Origin of the sequence: Polaribacter staleyi (assembly GCF_038024045.1) — a bacterium.
In the GTDB taxonomy this organism is placed as follows: Bacteria; Bacteroidota; Bacteroidia; order Flavobacteriales; family Flavobacteriaceae; genus Polaribacter; species Polaribacter butkevichii.
Window position 1 is genome coordinate 2,844,915 of sequence record NZ_CP150665.1, and the last position, 17,668, is coordinate 2,862,582.

A 17,668-nucleotide genomic window follows, 5' to 3' on the forward strand; every position below is an offset into this window, starting at 1 on the left:
ATAGTAAGAAAACTTATTTCAAAAAAATTAATAGTATGAGTACTACTTTAAACCTTCATAATAACGCAATAACTAACACTTCAGAAAGTCCGTTTGTAAAATTAAAAAGCATCAATTTTGGTGATTGTAAATGGAACGCTGGCTTTTGGTCTGAAAAAGTAAAAAATGCAGAAGATAAAATGTTGCCTTATATGGGAGATCTTCTGTGTGGTGATATTGGCCATGGATTAAATAATTTTAAAATTGCTGCAGGAGAAAAAGAAGGAGAGCATAAAGGTTTTTATTGGCATGATGGTGACTTCTATAAATTTATGGAAGCTAAAATGTACGTCTATGGATTGACTAAAAATGAGTCAATTTTAAAAGAATTAGACGAGTATATCGCGGTTATTGGAAGAGCACAAGAAGAAGATGGATATATTCATACGCATGTTCAAATTACGGAAGGTGTAGATCGTTTTGAGAACAGAAAATACCACGAAATGTATAATTTCGGACACTTGTTTATTGCTGGGTCTGTTCACTATAGAATTACAGGGCAACGTAATTTCTTAGATATTGCAATTAAAATGGCAGATTTATTACATGCTTATTTTATGCCAGATACCAAGCATTATCAACGTTTTGGTTTCAATCAAACTCAGATTATGGGCTTGGTAGAATTGTACAGAACTACAAGGGATACAAAGTATTTAAAATTAGCAGAAAAGTTTATCAACAGAAGAGGAACTTATGAAATAAAGCATGATGATACAACCATTGGATATCCTATTGGAGACATGGTACAAGAAAGAACGCCTTTTAGAGAGTCTGAAGAAGCGGTTGGTCATGCAGTTTTAGCGTTGTATTATTACGCAGGTGCTGCAGATGTGTATGCAGAAACAGGTGAAAAAGCGTTATTAACTTCTTTAGATAAATTGTGGGAAAACGTTACAGGCAAAAAAATGTATGTAACAGGTGCTGTTGGTCAGGCACATTATGGTGCGTCTACAAATTTAGACATGATTGAAGAAGGTTTTATAGATGCCTACATGATGCCAAATATGACAGCTTATAATGAAACGTGTGCCAACTTATGTAATGCCATGTTTAGCCATAGAATGATGGGGATTAATGGGGAATCTAGATATGCCGATATTATTGAATTAGTATTGTATAACAGTGGTTTATCTGGAATTAGTATTGAAGGGAAAGATTATTTCTACTCGAATCCGTTAAGAATGGTTAACAATTCTAGAAACTACGATTCGCATGATGATGTAACAGAAAGCCCTGTTAGACAGCCGTATTTAGAGTGTTTCTGTTGTCCTCCGAACTTGGTAAGAACCATTTGTAAAAGTTCTGGATGGGCGTATAATTTATCAGAAAATGGTGTTTCTGTTGTTTTATTTGGAGGGAATCATTTAGATACAAAAATGTTGGATGGGTCTCCATTAAAATTATCTCAAGACACAGATTATCCTTGGAAAGGATTGGTAAAAATAACGGTTGATGAATGTAAAAATTCGGCTTTTGATATTCAAGTTAGAATTCCTAAATGGGCACTGGGTAGTACTTTAAAAGTAAATGGAGAAGATGCTGGTGTTGCGATTAATCCAGGTAATTTTGCAAATATTCATAGAACTTGGCAAGCAGGAGATGTTATTGTTTTAGATATGCCTATGGAACCAACTTTTATTGAAGGTCATAACAGAATTGAAGAAGTTAGAAACCAATTAGCAGTAAAAAGAGGGCCAATTGTGTATACCATTGAAACTCCAGATTTACCAAAAGATACCCCAATTTTAGATGTTTATATTAAAGGTGATGCTGCTTTAAATGCAGTTCATAAACCAGATTTCTTAGGAGGAGTTACAGTAATTGAAACGGAACTTTTATTAAGAGAAGGTAAAACAGATGACATGTATCAAGTAACTACTAAACCTGTTTTTAAAACGTACAAAACACAATTAGTTCCTTATTACGCTTGGAGTAATAGAGGGCAAGCAGAAATGACGGTTTTTATGCCTGTTGTTTGGTAAATATATTTGATTAATTTTAGTAATGCAGCTTCGTCTATTCAGGAAAACTGAAAAAGACGGAGCTGTTTTTTTTGTGTTTATTTTTTAGATAAATGATGGTAATATTGTTACAGCATAAGGTATAATATTGTTATTACGTATCCTTTTTTTTTCGGTTCTTGAATGTTGTAATAATTGTAAAAATTTCATCAAAATAGTATTATGAATAAATTTAAAAACCTTGGTTTATTAGGGATTATTGTATCGCTTTTAGCAGTAAATATATCAAATGCTCAAAGTGGTTCATTTAAAGAAGTTTCTAAAGAATTTCCAAGGCAAGAAAAGAATTTAAGGAAGTGGGATGCTCCTGTGGTGGCAGATTTAGACAAAGATGGGTATCCAGATTTATTGATAAATGATCATGGATACGGAATTCAAGTACAATGGAATAATAAAGGAAAATTTGCAAAGCCTTTTGATATTATTATGGGCGATTTGCACGGAGTTTCTGTGGGCGATTTTGATAATGATGGTTATTTAGAGGTAATTATGTCTCGTGGTGGAGGTTCTGGAAGTAATGCTAGAAATTCTAAAATATATAAAGTTAAAGGAAGAGAGTTTATTCCGGTAGCAGATTTTACTGAACCTTTGGCATTAATGCGTGGTAGAACGGTAAAGTTTGTAGATTTAGACAATGATGGTGATTTAGATTTGTTAAATTTTGCATTTCCTGATGGCGCAAAAAAAGGGGCAAGTGAAAACTACATTTATGAAAACAATGGTTCTGGAGAACTCATTTTACACGGAACATTACCTGCAAGTAAAGTAGACGGACAAAAAACCTTGCTTACAGATATTAATAATGATAACATTATAGATTTGCTGTTATACGGCAATAAAAATGTAATTGTGTATCAGGGAAAAGGCGACTTAACCTTTAAAGACGTTACCAAAAAAGTACTGCCTTATGATATTGATGATGTAACTGGAATTGCAGAAATAGATTACGATAATGATGGTGATACGGATTTGTTTTTCACCAGAGGATTAGAGTTTAAAAAAGGAGAAACTTTTTACAATAAAGAAACAAAAGATTTAGGTTTTTATAGCAAAAGAGGCGAATTAAAATTAGATGATTTTGTTTCTGGAGAAGTTTTAGAAATGGAAAACTTTCAATCTCAATGGCCCAATAATGATACCTATTACATTGGAGAATCTTCTTATGATTATATTTTTGAAGGAGAAACACATTCTGGTAAAGACATCAGTTTGGTCGTAAGTGATGCTTTGGGTTTTCCTGATAATCCTAATTACAATGAGAAAAAAGGTTGGTATATTGGTTATGTTGGCAATCAGAAATGGAGAATTGGTGGTTTTCTTTGGGCACCAGCAACAGGAGTTGTGCATAACGTAAAAAACTACAAAGAATCTGCACATCCAAAGGCATTAAATGATATTTTATTAGAAAATAAAGGATCTAAGTTTGTAGATGTTACTAAAAAAGCAAACGTATTTTTAGAAGCCCATACTATGGCAGTTACTGTTGCAGATTATGATAATAACGGTTACAAGGATTTATTGGTTATTAGAAGAGGAGATTTGGTATATGCCAACGAATCTATTTTGTATTTAAACAACGGGGAATCTGGTTTTAGAGCAAAAGAAGGACATAATATTATGACCAATGATTTAGGTGGAATAGGAATGGCTGTTGAGAGTATCGATTATAACAAAGATGGAAAAGTAGATGTTGTTATTGGACAAGAACGAGGTAAATGGCACTTGTTTAAAAATGAAATGGCTCCTGAAAATAAAGCATTCACGGTTGAGGTTAAAAACGCTAAAAAGTCAAATATTTCTCCTTTAGGAGCTGTAGTTACCATTTCTTCTTGTGGTAACAAACAAAGGCAAAGAGTAGGTACTTCATCTTCTCAGTATTCTTTAAATCACAACACTTTTGTACATTTCGGATTAGGAGATTGTAGCAAATCTGTAAAAGTAAAAGTTACCTATTCTAATGGTGAAGTTCTAGAAAAGACAGTAAAAGCAACCAATAGAACGGTTGTTATGGGCAATAATTAAAAATAAAAACGTGTTAAATATCATTCTAAATTATATCATATTATGAAACAGATTTTTAAACAATTTAAACTAGTGTTCTTTGTATTTTTTATATCCGTAATAGGTTGTACAGCACAACAAGAGCGTCCTAATATTTTATTTGTATTGTGTGATGATCTTGGCTATAATGATGTTGGTTTTAATGGATCTACAGATATTATTACACCAGAATTAGACAAATTAGCAAATGATGGAGTCACTTTTACTTCTGCTTATGTGGCACATCCTTTTTGTGGCCCAAGTAGAGCATCAATATTAACAGGGCGTTATCCGCATGAAATGGGAGTTGCTTTTAATTTGCATAGTAATTCTAGTATGAACGATGCGGATAATATGGGGATTCCAACGGATGAAACCTATATGTCTAAAGTACTGCAAGATGCTGGGTACCGTACAAGTGCTTTTGGAAAATGGCATTTAGGAAGTGCTCCTAAATTTCATCCGAATACAAGAGGATTTGATAATTATTATGGGTTTCTTGGTGGAGGACATAATTATTTTCCACAAAAATATCAGAAAGATTATCAGAAACAATTAAAAGCAGGGAATAAAGAAATTCGCGATTATATTCTTCCGCTAGAACATAATGGCAAAGAAGTAAAAGAGACAGCATACATTACAGATGCATTAACTAGAGAAGCTATAAACGATATAGAATTAGCTGCCACTAAAAAAGAACCTTTCTTTATGTATTTGGCGTACAATGCGCCACATGTTCCTTTAGAAGCAAAAGCAGAAGATTTAAAGATTTTTGCCAGTATTAAAGACAAAGATAGAAGAACCTATGCCGCTATGGTGTACGCGGTAGATAGAGGAGTTGGGGAGATTGTGAAAAAGCTAAAAGAAACCAATCAATATGAGAATACTTTAATTGTGTTTTTAAGTGATAACGGAGGTAATTTTGATCACGGAGCCAATAATTATCCGCTTAAAGGGATGAAAGGAGATGCTTGGGAAGGTGGTTATAGGGTGCCAATGTTTTTCCATTATCCAAAAAAATTAGGAAAAGGGGTGAAATTCGATTTTCCTGTTTCGTCTTTAGACTTCTATCCAACGTTTGCAAATTTAGCGAATGCTAAAATTCCGAAAGACAAAAAATTAGATGGGAAAGATATTTTTGAAGCTGTAAAAAACAATACAGAACCACATAAAGATGATATGATTTACTGTTTAAGATATCGTCATGGTTTTAGTGATGTTGGTGCAAGATTAGGCGATTGGAAAATTACAAGAATGGGTAATGAACCTTGGCGATTGACAAATATTACTCAAGATATTGGCGAAAAGAAAAATATGGCTGGTAAATACCCAGAACGTCTTAAAAAAATGGTAGCGGAAACACAAAAATGGACCGAAGGTTTTGTACAACCTTTATGGTATTATTCAGCAAAAGATGAAGAATTATGGAATGATGGTAGAATGCCAGAATATAATGAAACTTTTGAAGTGGATATGTTAGTAGATTTACCTTCTAAAAAATAGATTTTATAAACACTATTTTGTGCTTATAAAGGAGTTATAAAACGGGTGGAATCTTACTATTTTGCCCTTTTTTTGTTTTAAAAAGTCTCTGTTTCAAAAAAAACAGAAAAACCTTACTATATCTATTGATTTGTAGTGTTTTAATTACTTAAAAACACCTCTAATGTACCCTTAAAGACATGAATTTTATAGCTTATTGATAGATTTGAAGACGAGCTATTATTAAAATTAAAAAAGATTAAAAAAATAAACTAAAACAATTACTAAACCAATATAAATAATGAGGAAACTAAAAATAGTAAACCGTTTATCAATTGTAGTTTTTAGCTTATTGCTAATTACTTCATGTAATGAAAAGAAAGTGTCAAAAAGTAGTACTCTTTTGGCAACAAATACCAGAACAAGTGCAGACTATACGTTAGATACCAATAAAGGTATCATTAATAATACGAATAGTCCTAATGTGAAATTTAAGAGCATTAACATAGGAGATTGCCAATGGACCGATGGTTTTTGGGCAGATAAATTTAAAGTTGCAGAAGAAACCATGGTGCCTTACATGGGCGAATTACTAACAGGAGATGTTGGTTTTGCGTTAAACAATTTTAAAATTGCTGCAGGATTAAAAGAAGGGAAGCACAAAGGAATGAAATGGCATGATGGCGATTTCTATAAATGGATGGAAGCGTCTATGTATATCTACGCTCAGAATAAAGATGAAAAAATTCTTAAAGATTTAGATGATTATATTGAGATTATAGGAAAAGCACAAGCTCCTGATGGTTACTTGCAAACTCAAGTTCAGATTACAGATTTAGAACGTTTTGGAGATAGACAATATCATGAAATGTACAATAGTGGTCACTTGTATACAAGTGCATGTATACATAATCGTATCACGGGGAAAACAAACTTTTTAGACATTGCAATTAAGCATGCAGATCATTTGTATAAAGTATTTATGCCACAACCAGATCATCTAAAACGTTTTGGATTTAATCAAACTCAAATTATGGGATTGGTAGAATTGTATAGAACTACAAAGGATAAAAAATATTTAGAATTAGCAGAATTGTTTATCAATATGAGAGGTAAGAGTAAAGTAGTGCCTGATGCAACTGCAAGTTATAAATTTATTGGAGACATGGTACAAGAACGTACGCCTTTAAGAAAATCAAAAACTGCCGAAGGTCATGCTGTATTGGCGTTGTATTTTTATGCAGGTGCTGCAGATGTTGCTGCCGAAACAGGCGAACAAGAATTGATTGATGCTTTAGACAGATTATGGACCAATGTGGTTGATAAAAAAATGTATGTAACAGGTGCTGTTGGGCAAACGCATCACGGTGCGTCTTCGCATGTAGACATGATTCATGAAGGTTTTATAAATGAATATATGATGCCTAATTTAACCGCGTATAATGAAACGTGTGCAAATGTTTGTAACTCTATGTTTAGTTACAGAATGCTTGGTTTACATGGAGAATCTAAATATGCAGATACTATGGAGTTGGTTTTGTTTAATAGTGCTTTGTCTGGTATTAGTGTAGAAGGAAAAGATTATTTTTATGCAAATCCGTTGCGTGTAAGTCATGATGGTTATGACCCAGGAAATGATACAGAGTTTGATGTTCGTCAGCCATATATTCCTTGTTTTTGTTGTCCACCAAACTTGGTGCGTACTATTGCAAAAGTATCTGGTTGGGCATATAGTTTAACAAATAAAGGTGTTGCAGTTAATTTATATGGAGGAAACTTATTAACTACAAAGTTATTAGATGGTTCTGCATTAAAATTAAAACAAGAAACACAATATCCTTGGAAAGGTTCTGTAAAAGTAACCATAGAAGAATGTAAAGAAGAGGCTTTTGATATGTTATTAAGAATTCCTGAATGGGCTTCTGGATCAAAAATTAAGGTGAATGGTTCTGATGCAAAAGTGGATGTAAAACCAGGAACTTATGCACAAATTAATAGAAAATGGAACAAAGGAGATGTTATTTCTTTAGAAATGCCAATGGAAGTTAAATTGTTAGAAGGGAATCCTTTAATTGAAGAAGTGCGTAACCAAGCAGCAATTAAAAGAGGTCCGGTTGTGTATTGTGTAGAATCTCCAGATTTACCTAAAGGCACAGATATTTTAGACGTTTACTTACCAGTGACTTCTAAATTAACTGCTACGTACAAACCTGAATTTTTAGGTGGAATTTCAACAATTAACGGAAATATTAAAATTCGTAAAGACAAAAAAGAAGGAATGTACCGTGAAATGAAAAACATGGAATGGGAAAACTACAACGCTCAATTTGTACCTTATTTTGCTTGGGCAAATAGAGGAGAAGCAGAAATGACCGTTTGGGTGCCTGTTTTAATGAAGTAATATAAAGATAAAAAAGAGGTGTTAAAGGGTCATAATTAATAATTTTTTTTGATTGAAGATTGATATTTTACCTGCATAACTCATTGATATTAAAACAATAAATTTTAGTAACACCTGGTTGATAAGGTTTATGAACTAGGTGTTCTAGAAATTAAATTTTAAAAGCGTAAACACTTCACACTTTGGGTTCGCCTATCATAAAAAAGAGGTTTGCTAGCTTTTAATAGTAGATAAATTAATTTAAAAATAACTTTTAATAAAAGATAAAAATGATGAATTACACATTTAGTCATATCGGAATTCCTACAACAGAAGACAAAAATTGGGATGGTTTTTATGAACCAGGAAAAATCCATTTTACAGAATTTGATAAAGATGAATATAAAATCGAATGGGTAAAATTCGATGAAGACAGTCCCATGCCAAAGATGATGCAAACCATGCCTCATGTAGCTTACTTTGTAGATAATATTGAGGAAGCTTTAGATGGCCGAAAAATTTTAGTACCTACATTTTCACCAGGAGAAGGAGTACGAGTAGCTTTTATTGAGCATAACGGAGCGCCTGTAGAGTTTATGGAAGTAAAAGAATAATCTCAAATCATTCAATTTAAAAATCTAACTAAATTATAAATATGGAATTTTTACCACTCTTTTTAGTCATTTTTGCGAGTATTTTTCAAGGTTCATTTGGCCTTGGTATGAAATTTATGGCACCTCTTAAATGGGAAGCATGGTGGCTTGTTCACTCAGTGTTTGCATTAATTATTGTACCAACAGTTTGGGGGCTTATGGTGGTTCCAGATTTATTTACAGTGCTTTCTAATGCGTCTATAGATGCTGTATTGTTAGCTATGACTTTTGGTGCCCTTTGGGGAATTGGAGGTATCTTATTTGGAAAAAGTATTCCGTATATCGGCATGTCTTTAACCTACGGAATTGTAATGGGAGTTTGTGCAGCAGCGGGTAGTTTAATTCCTTTCTTCGCTTTAGAGAATCCAACAGAGTTGGCATCGTTTCCATATATTGTTACAGGTGTCATTGTAATGCTAATTGGTGTTGCTATTACCGCGTATGCAGGCATCTTAAAAGACAAAATTTTAAAGATAGATAATGTAGATGGTAAAGTAAATCTTAAAGCCGGAATTACCATTGCTGTTTTAAGCGGACTTTTATCTGCTGCTTTGGCAATTGGTTTTGATAAAGGAGGAGAAATAGGTGCTTTGGCGATTTCTAAAGGAGCTATTGCAAGAAATAGTAGTTTGGCTATTTGGGTAGTGGTTCTTTGGGGTGGTTTTATTGTAAATGCTGGGTATGCTATCTTTTTATTAGCTAAGAATAAAACTTGGAATTCTTTTTCAGTTCCTAATGCAGGCAAAGCGTATATGTGGTCAATTATAGCAGCGTTGTTATGGTTTGGTGCCTTAGGTGTTTACGGCCAAGGAGCAACGTTAATGGGAGATTTAGGTGCAGTAATAGGTTGGCCTATATTGTTAGGATTATCACTTATAGTTGGTAACTTTTGGGCGTATATTAACAAGGAGTGGAAAGATGCAAAAAAACCTTTTAACATTATGTTACTTGGGCTTTTGGTTTTAATAATAGCCGTTATTATTATTGGGTATTCTAATAGTGTTGCTTAAAAAAAATAGTTTATAATTTTAGAGTAGTTATTTGTAAACAGGTTAGAATTTAAGCTATTTACGGATAACTACTTTTGGTTTACAGTGAGTAACATCATTGATGTGTAAAGAGGTTATTTTAGTAAAGATTAAATACGCTTCAAAATAAATGATACATTTTATAAAAACATATTTTTGGTTAGTTGTTCCATTTATTTTGATAGGTAGCTTAGGTGTTTCTCAACAAAAAGAGAAAACAATTCAGCATAAAATAGCAGTAAAACATCCTGGAGAAAAAGAAGTTGTAACAATTATACTCAATCAGGTTTTAGATAAAAACGGACTTCCAACTTCCTATTATATGGATGTGCAATCTGTAATTTGTTTAGAACAGGTTTGTAAGGTAATTCCTGTAAGAATTTTTTGGAATACCATTGGCGATTATCAAAAATATGAATTAGAAAAAGGTGCCACTTTAGAAAAATATGAAGATGAGGTATTTGCTTCTGAAGATTATAAAAAACTACATTCCGTTTTAGTAAATAAAGATTCTCCTTTTAAAGAGGTTTATATTGATGAAATTTTAACCGTTGTAGATGAACATGATGAAGAATCTGATGCCGTTTCTGGAGCTACCGCTTTAGAACTAGATGAAAAAGATACCGTTCCTGGTGCAGCTTTAACATGTTATACTTTATGGCATTGGGCAAATGGAGATGTTGTTGAGAAGATTAAAGAAATTACAGGGAAATCTCTAACAGAGCAACAATTACATGCTTTTTTGGTTGCTGAAAAGCCTACGTATTTTAAGGTTGTCTTACAAGAGTTGGCTAGAAGAAAAATGTACTCACAGCCTTTTATCAACAGTATTACAAAAAGAGTTTTAGAAGAAGAATCTTTATTAAAAATTACTTTTAATTATTTAGAAAAAGCACCTTCAAACACCTATTTTTCGGCAACAGAATACCTGTTTTTTAAAGGTAAAACCGCACATAAACTAGCCGTAATTAGATCTTTAAAATCAATTAAATACACCATTTCAACTCCGTATTTAGATACTTTAAGTGCTGAAGTTTCGAAATTGAATTCTTATCAAGAAATTTCATCTTTTTTAGATGTAATGCAAACTAAAAACCCCCATTCTAAAAAAGTAATTGAAAATGTTTTTCCGCTCTTATCATCAGATTTTATCAAAGCAAGAAGAGTGTATTGGTTTTTAAAAAACCAGCAATTATCTACAAAACAACAGAAAGTTTTGCGAAATTTCGAGAAAGAAAACAAAGCTTCTTTATAAAATTAGTTGATTTACATCGCCTTTTAAGTTTGGTAAAATTGACGTATTAAGAGGTATTATTAGGTGTTTTTTACTTTAAGATTATTACAATATTGCACTTTATTCTTTTTATGACTTCAACTAAAGTTATAGAAAAATAGGTAACTAAAGTTAATCTTAAAACAATCCTTTTAATGAAAACAATCATAAAATATGGTTTCTTATTCCTTGTAATAAGTATCTATTCGCAACAAAAAGAAACTATTTCCATAGAAAAAAATTACAATAATTGGGGGTGGAGTAATGTGTATGTTGCTAAAAACAAATACATCAGTTTAGCCGTTGTGCCCGAAGCAGCAGGTAGAATTTTAGAATATAACTTAGGCGATGTTCCTTCTTTATGGGTAAATCCTAAATTATTTGGCAAGTCTTTTGGTACTTCAGATGAAGTAAAAATGAATGAATGGCGAAACTTTGGCGGATATCGATTGGTGCCAACTCCTATTGAAAATTCCTCGATAGATAAAAACGGAAACAAAAGTAACCGTTGGCCGCCACCTGTTGTAATTGGTGATGCGCCTTATAACGTTTCTATAGGAGAAAATTCTGAAGGAAAGAAAACAATTGATGTACAATCTGGCGTGCAAGAATTACCAGTTCCTTTTTATTATGGAAAAGAAAAGAAATTTTTATACCCAGAAAAGGTTGATGAAAAAATTCAATATGCTAGAAGTTTATATATAGAACCTAATTCTAGTTTGGTGTTTATAGACCATACTTTAAAAAATGTGGGAGATAAAACAATTAAAAAAGGCTTGATGATTTCTAGTCAGCATGTTTCTTGGAGTGATGCTAAACTGCAAGACGGACATAATTTTAGTGCTTTTATCCCTTTTTCAGAAGACTTAAAATTACCAAGTGGCGCTCAATTTGAAATATCTGCAACGCCACAACAACGATGGAACTTTATCAATAGAAATCGTTTTAAGATTGATAAAAATAATCCAGAAGATGTCAAAAAATACTTTAACCAAGGTACAAATTGGAAAGGAGAAGTTGCTCCCGGAATTTATGAAGTTGAATACGATTATAATGCAATGGCGGGTTTGCATATTATTTCATCCAAATCTTGGATTTGCTATGTAAACAAAATTACAAACACCGCTTTTGTAAAAATTATGGAACCTTATAATGAGGCATTAGAATATGATCACGGAATTAACATGGCTATTTTTTGTAGTGGTTTAGAAACAGGGTATTTAGAAACGGAAGTAAAAACACCTTTATATACACTACAACCACAAGAAAGTTTTAGATACAAAGAAATTCATGGAGCAGCCAAAATAGAAAGCTCACCAATTTTAGATGTAAACCTTACGGGTATTATTACTGAAAAATTACAGATTAATAAAGAAACTAAAGTTTTAAAAGGTTCTTATGGCGTTTTTATAGAAGGACAATCTTTATTGCTTTTAAAGGATAAAAGCGGAAAAATAGTAGAAGAAATAAAATTAGAAGCCGTAAATCCTTTAAAAGAACTAAAGCTTCAGTATTCAATTTCAATAAAAAAAATGATTACTAAGATTGTTTTAGTGGTAAGGGATTCTAAATCAGTAAACCACGTTTTAGATTTATTAGAAATGTAATTTTCTAGTGAATCCTTTTATCAGTACTATATTCTCTTTTGCATTAATATAACATACAATGAGGATAAAATACAGTAATGATAAGATAAATGCCATATATACATAATTCTGATTATGCTGTTACTTTGTAACTGTATTTTTATGTTAAAAAATAAGGATTATTAAGGTGTTGTTATTTTTTATCTATGAGTTTACAGAATCAATCAAGTTCAATCAAGTTCAAAAATTAAAATTAAATACATGAAAATTTTAAATTTATTATTGAGGAAAGCCAAAGCAGGAAGTTTCTTGCTTTTACTCTTCGCACTGTTGTGTCAGTTTAGTTCTAATGCGCAGTCAATTACTGTATCTGGTACCGTTACGAGTTCGGAAGATAAAGGGCCAATTCCGGGTGTGAGTGTGGTAGTTAAAGGTACTCAAAAAGGAGTGTCAACAGATTTTGATGGACTTTACGCTATCAAAGCCAATGTTGGTGATGTTTTAGAGTTTAGTTACATTGGTATGGCAGAGAAATCTTTGAAGGTTAAAAACGCAACAATGAATGTTGTTTTAGATCCATCTGTAGAAAGTTTAGAAGAGATTGTTGTAATTGGGTATGGTTCTGTTAAGAAGAAAGAAGTTACAGGAGCTGTAGTTCAAGTAAAAGCAGAAGATTTACAAAGTGTTGTTTCTTCAGATTTAGGATCTGCTTTACAAGGGCAAGTATCTGGTGTAAATATTGTGGCTTCTTCAGATCCAGGAGGCGCATCAGAAATACTTATTAGAGGGGTTACTTCTTTGTCTGGAGATAATACTCCTTTGTATGTAGTAGATGGTGTTATACAAGATGGAGATCCTAGAATACCACCATCAGATATAGAAACTATTAATGTATTAAAAGATGCTGCATCAACGGCTATTTATGGGGTTCGTGGTGCAACAGGTGTTATTTTAATTACAACAAAACAGGGTAAACCAGGTTCTTTACAAGTTAGAGTTAATGCCAGTTATGCTATTCAGCATAGAAGAGCAGCTGTGCCTTTAATGAATTCTGTAGAGCAAACTTATTTTGATGTTGTGCAGAATAGAAATGTAAACGGAGGTTTTGATGATGAGGTTAGTTTGCAAATTACACAACAACCAAGAAATTTTTTAAATGAAACGAACTTAAGCGATTTAATTTTTAAAAATGATGTACCAACACAAGATTATAATGTAAATGTTTCTGGAGGTACAGAAGATATTACATATAACGTTTCTGCAGGATTTTTTAGTCAAGACGGATTGCAAATTAACTCTGCATATAATCGTTTTAATATTAGAGCAAGTACGGTTTACGAAAAAAATAAATTAAGAATTCAATCGAGTGTTTCTATGAATACCGATAGTAGAGATATTCCTCAAGGAAATCTATTATCACAATCTATTGTGTATAGACCTACACAAAATGGTGTTAATTTAGATAATTTAGATGAATTAGCTCAAGGTGGAGATGATGTAAATAGATTAGGTTGGGTTATAGAAAGTTTAAGAACTACCAATAATTATAAGACTACAAGGTCTGCTGCAACACTTAATTTAAAGTATCAAGCAACAAAACATTTAAATCTTTCTAGTAATTTAGGTATTACGTCTATTAATAGTATTGGTAAGATTTATAGACCTTACCAAGAGATATACAATAATCAAAACCCACCAATATTACAAAGTCAACCAGAAGATAGTTTTGTGTCTAACAGAACAAGGTTTACAACCAATATTGTTGCAGAGTTTGGTGCTATCTACAATAGAGTATTTGCAGAAAACCATGATGTTACGCTTACCGCTTTTGTTTCTGGAGCTAAAAATACAAGTGAAGCTTTTACAGCAACTAGAAATGGGGCAACTAATGATGATGTTCAGGTGTTAAACGGAGCAACAGGTACTCAATTTGTTTCATCAGGAAATGATTATACACAAACAAGAATTGGTTTAATAGGTAGACTTCAGTATAGTTATAAAGGTAAATATATTTTAAGTTCTAGTTTACGTAGAGATGGATCTTCTAAATTTCCGGAAGAAAATAGATGGGGAGTATTTCCATCAGTTGCATTAGCTTGGAATATTTCTGATGAATCTTTCTGGAAAGATTATAAAGGAGTTGTAAATAACTTTAGACTTAGATTAAGTCAGGGTACGGTTGGTGTAGATAGAATTGGAGATTATTTATTTTCTGCAGGTATTTCTCAAGATATTAATTACGCATCTTCTACAGGAGCAATTAGCTTAGGAGCTACTCAAGAAAACTTTGTAAACAGAGTTTTAAAATGGGAAGAAACTACACAACGAAATATTGGTTTCGATTTTGGATTCTTACGAAATAGATTAACCCTTTCAGCAGAGTATTATCACTCAGATAAAACAAATATGTTGTTTCCCGTTTTTATACCTAATTCAGCGGGTGGTGGTAACAACGCAACCGTAGTTTTAAATGTAGGAGATATGGTTAATTCTGGTTTAGAATTGGCATTAGGTTTTAGAGGGCAAGTTGGTAATGTTAGATATAGAATGAACGGTACTTTCTCTACCAACCAAAATGAAGTTACCAAAATTAGTGGAGATACCAAGTTTCAGTTAACAACAGATAGTGGTTTAGTAGGTAGAGCACCACAACAATCTAGAGTTACAGCATTAGCAGTAGGGAGAGAAGCAGCAGCTTTTTACCTTTGGAGAACAGACGGTATTTTAGATACGGAAGTAAAACTAGCAGAGTACCAAAGTAAAATAAATAGAAATGCTAGAATGGGAGATACCAAGTTTATAGACCAAAATAATGATGGTGTTTTAGATGAAGCAGACAGAGTTTATAGTGGTAGTGGTTTGCCAGAATATGAAATAGGATATACGTTTAATGCAAACTATAAAAACTTTGATTTTTCTATGAATTGGTACGCTGCATTAGGGCAAGAAATAATGAATGGTTTTGATGCTTGGGCGTATGGTTTTGGAAGACATAAAGATCAAATTTATCAATGGTCTCCACAAAACCAAAATTCTACAATACCAACGTATAGAAATGACGTTACAAGACATAATAACTATTTAGGGTATAGTGATCTTTGGTTAGAAGACGGTTCGTACTTAAGATTAAGACAAGTTTCTTTAGGATATAGTTTTCCTAAAAAATCATTAGAAAAAATGGGACTTAGTAGATTACGTTTTTATGTAAGAGCTCAAAACCCATTTACCATTACTAAGTATTCTGGTTACAACCCAGAAGTTGGTGGAAGTATACAAGCAAGAGGTTTAGATAAAAACACTGGACCCATATCCTCACAATATATGTTAGGAGTAAACATTAATTTTTAATTTTAATATAAACTTATTTGTGATGAAACAATTAATTTTTAAATATTTCATATTCATTTTTACCATAGGTGTTTTAAGCTCATGTGATTCAGATGGATTTTTAGAACAAAAGAATCCGAATTTAATATCTACAGATAATTATTGGAGAAATTTAGCGGAAACAAGAACTGGTTTAAATGCCGTATATCAAACATTACATAAACCAGCTATTTTAAATAAGTTCGAAGAAATGTTGCGTTCAGATATGGGATACCCTGGTTATGGACGTCCAAATCCAGACAATACAGAAGATTTCTATTTGCATTTATATAATGGAAGTACTTCGGCAATCTTAAATAAATGGCAAGATACTTATTTAGGTATTTTTAGAGCAAACCAAGTAATTGAAGCTTTAAATAATATAAAAGAAACTACAACAGATACTGCAGAGTGGACTTCGCAAATGGCCCAAGCACGTTTTTTTAGAGGCTTATTTCATTTTTACTTATACACTTCTTTTAATAACGGAAGTATTATTATTAGAGATGCTGTTCCTGCTACTAATGAAGATTTTTCAAAAGCATTATCTCCAGCATCAGACGTAATTAAATTTGTTAGAGAAGATTTAGAATATGCGTATGCAAATCTTTACAAAAATGGAGAATACCCAGATAATGATTTGGCAAAAGCTACCTCTGGTGCTGCTGCAACAATTTTAGGAACCAGTTATTTATATGAATTAGACTATAATAAGGCAATGCCATATTTTAATGATGTGATTAATAATCATGGCTATTCTTTAGAAACAGATTTAAGTAAGTTGTTTACAACTGCTGGTGAGTTTAATAGCGAATCTATTTTAGAAATTAATTTTTCTGAAGAAAATGCACGATTAGATTTAGCACCATGGGATGGAGATTCAGGTACAAACTGGATAAATGTTCGTACAGCACAAACGCGTGCTGCAGTAGGTCCAGCTTGGATTGTGAATGCATACAAAACAGAACCTATGGATCCTTTAGATTCTAGAAACTATTATACAGATCCTAATACTTCTGTGGTTGGTTTAAGAAGTGTTCCATTAAGAAATTCTGCTATGATGGCGGTTGTAGATGATAATGAAACAACTTATTATTTAACAGGAACTACTAGTGAATATAATAGATTTGGTGGTGGAAACTGGGGTTTCGGTTGGTGGAAAAAATATACAAATAGTGATATTGTATCTACCGAAAGTCAACTTCCAGGAGGTCAGGCATATTCTACTAAAAACATTACGCTTAATAGATTAGCAGATGTTTTATTAATGCAGGCAGAATGTAAAATTAAAACAGGAGATGTAGAGGCTGCTTTAAGCTTGATTAATCAGGTTAGAAAAAGATGGGGATTGGTGCTTTTGGGAAGACCAAACGGAGATACTACACGTACTTACGATAGAGAACAAACAGATCCAGAATACACTGCAGATGAATTAATGCAACGTTTAATGAGGGTTGAAAAACCTTTAGAAATGGGTGCAGAAGGTCATAATATTCGATTTTTAGATTTTCAAAGATGGAAAAAATCTGACAACTATGGTTTTAAAGACAGATTAAAAGAATTGTCTACAGAGGTATATTACGGGGTAGATTATTCTTATACAAAAAGAAGTAATAACCAAACAGTTAACAGAGGTAATACACCTTCTTTGGTAAATGCATTACCTACTTCAGGAAATTTTGTTACCGTTGATTATGAATATGATACACCTTACTTAAATTATGATGAAGCAAGTAACGGTACATATCCTATTCCTTTTGCAGAGGTAAATTCAAACCCAAACATCAATTAAAATATATA

The 17,668-nt window shown here is 32.4% G+C and carries 10 protein-coding genes; all 10 read left to right on the forward strand.

The features are described 5' to 3' along the window. Nucleotides 1-35: 35 nt before the first annotated feature. The 10 genes from WHD07_RS12120 (at nucleotide 36) to WHD07_RS12165 (ending at nucleotide 17,660) form a co-directional block, all read left to right on the forward strand. On the forward strand, nucleotides 36-2,021 hold the full coding sequence (locus WHD07_RS12120; RefSeq protein ID WP_343328614.1) for a glycoside hydrolase family 127 protein: 1,986 nt from the start codon (nucleotides 36-38) through the stop codon (nucleotides 2,019-2,021). 201 nt (nucleotides 2,022-2,222) lie between these two features. Further along, nucleotides 2,223-4,082, forward strand: coding sequence for a CRTAC1 family protein (locus WHD07_RS12125; RefSeq protein ID WP_343328615.1), 1,860 nt, complete (start codon nucleotides 2,223-2,225; stop codon nucleotides 4,080-4,082). Between the two features lie 42 nt (nucleotides 4,083-4,124). Then, on the forward strand, nucleotides 4,125-5,603 hold the full coding sequence (locus tag WHD07_RS12130) for a sulfatase-like hydrolase/transferase (protein WP_343328616.1): 1,479 nt from the start codon (nucleotides 4,125-4,127) through the stop codon (nucleotides 5,601-5,603). A 280-nt stretch (nucleotides 5,604-5,883) separates the two neighbouring features. Continuing rightward, the gene (locus WHD07_RS12135; RefSeq protein ID WP_343328617.1) at nucleotides 5,884-7,983 is read left to right on the forward strand and encodes a glycoside hydrolase family 127 protein; all 2,100 of its coding nucleotides are present in this window, start codon (nucleotides 5,884-5,886) and stop codon (nucleotides 7,981-7,983) included. Between the two features lie 269 nt (nucleotides 7,984-8,252). Further along, nucleotides 8,253-8,576: a hypothetical protein gene (locus tag WHD07_RS12140; protein WP_343328618.1), complete on the forward strand. Its 324-nt coding sequence runs from the start codon at nucleotides 8,253-8,255 to the stop codon at nucleotides 8,574-8,576. 41 nt (nucleotides 8,577-8,617) lie between these two features. Continuing rightward, the gene (locus WHD07_RS12145; protein WP_343328619.1) at nucleotides 8,618-9,625 is read left to right on the forward strand and encodes an L-rhamnose/proton symporter RhaT; all 1,008 of its coding nucleotides are present in this window, start codon (nucleotides 8,618-8,620) and stop codon (nucleotides 9,623-9,625) included. Between the two features lie 148 nt (nucleotides 9,626-9,773). Next, complete coding sequence (locus WHD07_RS12150; protein ID WP_343328620.1) at nucleotides 9,774-10,898, forward strand: hypothetical protein; 1,125 nt, start codon at nucleotides 9,774-9,776, stop codon at nucleotides 10,896-10,898. 173 nt (nucleotides 10,899-11,071) lie between these two features. Beyond that, a complete protein-coding gene (locus tag WHD07_RS12155; RefSeq protein ID WP_343328621.1) occupies nucleotides 11,072-12,523 on the forward strand; it encodes a hypothetical protein in 1,452 nt (483 codons plus the stop codon). Nucleotides 12,524-12,763: 240 nt separating this feature from the next. After that, a complete protein-coding gene (locus WHD07_RS12160; RefSeq protein WP_343328622.1) occupies nucleotides 12,764-15,850 on the forward strand; it encodes a TonB-dependent receptor in 3,087 nt (1,028 codons plus the stop codon). Between the two features lie 22 nt (nucleotides 15,851-15,872). Next, on the forward strand, nucleotides 15,873-17,660 hold the full coding sequence (locus WHD07_RS12165) for a RagB/SusD family nutrient uptake outer membrane protein (protein ID WP_343328623.1): 1,788 nt from the start codon (nucleotides 15,873-15,875) through the stop codon (nucleotides 17,658-17,660). Nucleotides 17,661-17,668: the final 8 nt, after the last annotated feature.